Origin of the sequence: Psychrobacter sp. A3, assembly GCF_028823565.1 — a bacterium.
In the GTDB taxonomy this organism is placed as follows: Bacteria; Pseudomonadota; Gammaproteobacteria; order Pseudomonadales; family Moraxellaceae; genus Psychrobacter; species Psychrobacter celer.
Genome location: NZ_JAPEHS010000130.1, coordinates 1 through 4,275 on the forward strand (window position 1 = coordinate 1; position 4,275 = coordinate 4,275).

3 protein-coding genes are annotated in these 4,275 nt (G+C 45.6%); 1 reads left to right on the forward strand and 2 read right to left on the reverse strand.

Annotation, left to right across the window (positions count from 1 at the left end; genetic code table 11):
- Positions 1 to 66 precede the first annotated feature (66 nt).
- Both NK638_RS11945 and dnaB read right to left on the reverse strand, forming a co-directional pair.
- Positions 67 to 1,143, reverse strand: coding sequence for an RNA-guided endonuclease InsQ/TnpB family protein (locus NK638_RS11945; RefSeq protein ID WP_274633181.1), 1,077 nt, complete (start codon positions 1,141 to 1,143; stop codon positions 67 to 69).
- A gap of 191 nt (positions 1,144 to 1,334) precedes the next feature.
- Positions 1,335 to 2,738: a replicative DNA helicase gene (gene dnaB / locus NK638_RS11950; protein ID WP_274633182.1), complete on the reverse strand. Its 1,404-nt coding sequence runs from the start codon at positions 2,736 to 2,738 to the stop codon at positions 1,335 to 1,337.
- A 346-nt stretch (positions 2,739 to 3,084) separates the two neighbouring features.
- Here dnaB and pdxA point away from each other — a divergent pair, with 346 nt between their 5' ends.
- Entirely contained in the window at positions 3,085 to 4,179 is a 1,095-nt protein-coding gene (pdxA, locus tag NK638_RS11955) for a 4-hydroxythreonine-4-phosphate dehydrogenase PdxA (protein ID WP_274633183.1), read from the forward strand.
- Positions 4,180 to 4,275 lie beyond the last annotated feature (96 nt).

The following is a 4,275-nucleotide window of genomic DNA, read 5'->3' on the forward strand; positions in this document are numbered from 1 at the left end:
TCAACTTATTTTATGAGCAAATACATCGATTGACTTCCTCCCCTCCCTAAAGTGAGGGGATTCCTACTAAAGACGGCCAAGCCCGACCGCGAGAATGTTTTTTGCTCCATTAACATCTCTGTTATGGGTCGTTTTACAAGAACGACAAAACCATACTCTTATACCAAGCCCTGTTCTACCTTTCGGACTGTCTTGGCGGGAGCCGCAACACGAGCAGGTTTGGGTGCTGTACGCTTCATTGACTTCGATATAGTGGCAACCTGCGTTCGCGCATTTGTAGTCCAGTTGCCGCTTAATCTCAAACCAACCAGCATCATAGACGGATTTGGCCAGTTTGGATGAAGTGAATGATGTTGATTTGATTTTACCAACAACGATTAGGCTGTTGGCTTTAACAAGCTTTGATGTGAATTTATGGATCAGATCTTGACGGGTATTTTTGATCTTGGCGTGAATGGCTTTGACCCGCTTTTTGTTTTTAGCACGTTGGGCGATGGCCAGTTTTTCTGCGTATTGATGGGTTAGCTTAGTGGTTAGAGCATCGCCATTACTACTGACTGCTGAATCTTTGCAGCCTAGGTCAATACCGACTTGGCCAGTACCGCACTTAATCTTTGGAAATTCTTTAACGGTGATACAGGCATACCATCTGCCTCGTGCATCTTGTACCAGCTCACAGGTGTTGATGTTGTAGAGCGAGAGATTATAGCTATCCCATAGGTCTATTGTGAGCTTTTTACCCTTAGCGAGGCTTAGCTGAATAGTAGATTTAAGGCTTTTCTTGCCTGATTGACGAGTTGATAGGTGTTTTACGGCTGTCTTTTTAAAAGGAATCCAGCCCAAGCTTCTTCTCTTGGCTTTTGGGTTATTGGTGCGCCAGTTGAGTTTGGCTTTTTTAAACTGTTTACGGGATTTAGCATGGGTTTCAGAGATGGCTTGTAGGGTTTGGCTGTGCAAGTTTAAATACTCGCCACTGCCTTTGGTATAAGCGGCCAAGTCATAAGCTGAAAAAAACTTGCCTGTACGCTTAAGATGTTTAAAACTAAGCTCATTAACGTAATTCCAAACAAAGTTGACCGCCCCAGCCAAGATATTAAGCTGAGCAGCATGTTTGTCTTTGATGCGTAGTTTGAGCGTTTTCATGGGATAATTATGATCTCAATGCAGCTGGGTATCAAGGTATTCGCCATACTGGGCGACAATGGCTGACGCCTGATAAAAAGAGGGTGAAGCAATAAAGCCAGTGCGATATCAATGACGCTGATATCGCACTGGCTAGGGTTTGTGATGATTTGTTTGGGTCTTATTCAATGCTCAATCGTGAGCGTTTGGGGTTATTCATCGTTTTCAAAACTGACACCTTGATAGTACTCAGGCGTTAGGTTGATAAAGCGGGTAAACTGGCCTTCAAAGCCCAAACGTACGGTGCCAATGGGTCCGTTACGCTGTTTACCAATGATGATTTCGGCCACGCCTTTGAGGTCTGAGTTTTCATTATAAACCTCATCACGATAGATGAACATAATCAAATCGGCATCCTGCTCAATTGCCCCTGATTCACGCAAATCCGACATAATAGGGCGTTTGTTTGGGCGGTTTTCCAGACTACGGTTAAGCTGTGATAAGGCGATGACCGGACACTGAAGCTCACGTGCGAGCGCCTTTAGACTACGAGAGATCTCAGAGATTTCTCCCACACGGTTACCATCAAGGCTAGGGACTTTCATCAGCTGTAAATAATCGACCACGATAGCGCCTAGCTTGCCATCATGGTTTTTGGCGATGCGCCGGCAGCGTGAGCGCATCTCAGAGGGCGGTAGCGCCGTACTGTCATCGATGTACAGATGCTTGGATTGTAGATGCTGAATGGCGTTCATCATTTTCGCCCATTCGTCTTCATTCATCTGGCCTGAGCGCAGGTGCGTTTGGTTGATCGCCCCCCAAGAGGATAGCAGACGCATGACGATAGACTCAGCGGGCATCTCCATAGAAAACACCACCACTGGCAGGTCTTCATTAAACAATACACCTTCTGCTAAGTTCATGGCAAAGGTGGTTTTACCCATAGATGGACGGGCGGCGACGATGATTAAGTCGCCAGATTGCAAGCCTTGCGTTTTATTGTTCAACTCTGCAAAGGGTGTTTGTAAGCCAATCATGCCATCGGGGTTGGATTTTAGCTCTTGAATTTGGTCGATGACATTGGTCAGCACTGAGGTAATACCGACAGGCCCACGCTGCTCGGCGCGTTTATTATGCTGCTCATTGATGCTAAATATCTTACTCTCGACATTGTCTAAAATATCACTGACCGTTTGGTCTTTTGGATTATATGCCAGTGCCAGCATATCGTTACCAGTGGTAATTAGCTGGCGTAAGGTGGAGAGCTCACGCACGCGCTGCGCATAGGCGGTGAGGTTAAATAAGGTCGCTGGGCTTTGACTCAAGATATCTGCCAAATAGCTGTCGCCGCCTGCACTTTTTAGGAGTTTTTGTGCCTCTAGCCAGTCATGGACCATCACAGTGTCATAAGGCTCGCCAACGGCAGATAAATGGGCAATCGCATCAAAAATGTATTGATGTCGACCCGCATAAAAGTCGTCTTTGGTGACGATATCGGCAATCTTGTCGTACGCCTCTTCAATACTCATCAAAGAGGCCAGTAGCGCCTTTTCGATATCGATATTATGCGGCGGTGTCTGATTGAGTAAGTCGTCGGATTTGTCGTTGTCTGCCATGAGTGCCTAATGTGTCAAGAGTCGGTATAAATATGCTATAAAAAAGGTATGGATGGGTATGTGGTAAGGTTTTTATTTTAGTAATAGTGCAGCAAAACAAAGCCGACGCACGGTTATGCTAGAGGTACCAAACGTGGTCTCAATGCTTGCTAGTAAATGCTACAATGAAAGGCGAAAGTTTAACACATTCTGCCCTTTTTTCGGACGTTATAAATAATTATCTGTAAAAACACCGTCTTTGATGAGCGAGAATGTTTAAGATTAGACTTAACGAGGAAATCTGATTTTTCTAATAAAAAATATAATTAAATTAAAGTGTTAATGTAAATGTAGGATGGTTTTGACTATGCAAAAAAAATTGCCGCTATTAATCACCACCGGTGAACCTGCTGGTATCGGTATGGATATCGTGCTGATGCTGGCAGCTGAGGGTAAGCTACAAGACTTTGCGCGTCCTATATGGGTCACTGCCGATCATACCGCGCTGCAAAAGCGTGCTGATATGTTGCTGGCAGCGGGCGTACTACGAAGCTGTCCGCGCTGGCAAACTGTCGATTTAGACATAGCAGCTGATAATTTCTTAGAGCAGATGCCACAGCAAACGCATATGAATACTCATGATGGCCATGCGTTTATTTTATTAAATACACCTTGTGCTCAATCCGTCGTTTGTGGACAAATTAATACGCGCAATTCGACCATGGTCGCCCAGCAGTTAGAGATTGCCCATCAATTGGCCACCTACAAAGCCATCGCGGCCATTATCACCGGACCATTACAAAAGTCAGCACTGATCGATGCCGATATCAGATTGCCAGATGGCACCATGTTCAGCGGTCATACTGAGTTTTTTATGCAGCAAAGCGGCTGCGATAAAGTGGTGATGATGCTCGCCAATCAAGCCATGAAAGTAGCGCTTGTCACCACGCATTTGGCCTTAAAGGATATCCCTGCTGCCATCACCGCTAATAATGTACGGCAAACGGTACAAATCGTCATCGATGATATGCAAGAAAAATTTGGTCTGATGCAGCCACATATATTGGTCTGCGGTCTAAACCCACACGCAGGTGAGGGCGGACATTTGGGAGTGGAGGAGATGGAGATTATCAATCCCGTATTGCGTGAGTTTATCGCTGCTGGGGTCAATATCTCTGAGGCGATGCCAGCGGATACGCTGTTTACCCCCAGACACTTAGCAAACTGCGATGCAGTCATCGCCATGTATCACGATCAAGGCCTACCAGTGCTCAAATCGCATGGATTTGGCGATACAGTCAATCTTACCTTGGGTCTGCCTTATATACGCACGTCAGTGGATCATGGCACGGCGTTAGACTTAGCAGGGAGCGGCGGTGCCAGTGCTACCAGTCTGTATCAAGCATTAAATATGGCTAATGAGATGGCAGACAGATCCATTGTTAGTGGAACTATTGTATAAGTTGCTGTCTTATCTAGATTTGTTAGGCACTATAGGATAAGTTTAGGGCGTGTTGAACATTCGCAAATAGGCACTGCTGATCGCTAAAATTGTTCC

Coding starts and splice junctions, on each gene's coding strand:
- dnaB (WP_274633182.1), bottom strand. CDS start 2,738: ATGGCAGACAACGACAAATCCGACGACTTACTCAATCAGACACCGCCG.
- NK638_RS11945 (WP_274633181.1), bottom strand. CDS start 1,143: ATGAAAACGCTCAAACTACGCATCAAAGACAAACATGCTGCTCAGCTT.
- pdxA (WP_274633183.1), top strand. CDS start 3,085: ATGCAAAAAAAATTGCCGCTATTAATCACCACCGGTGAACCTGCTGGT.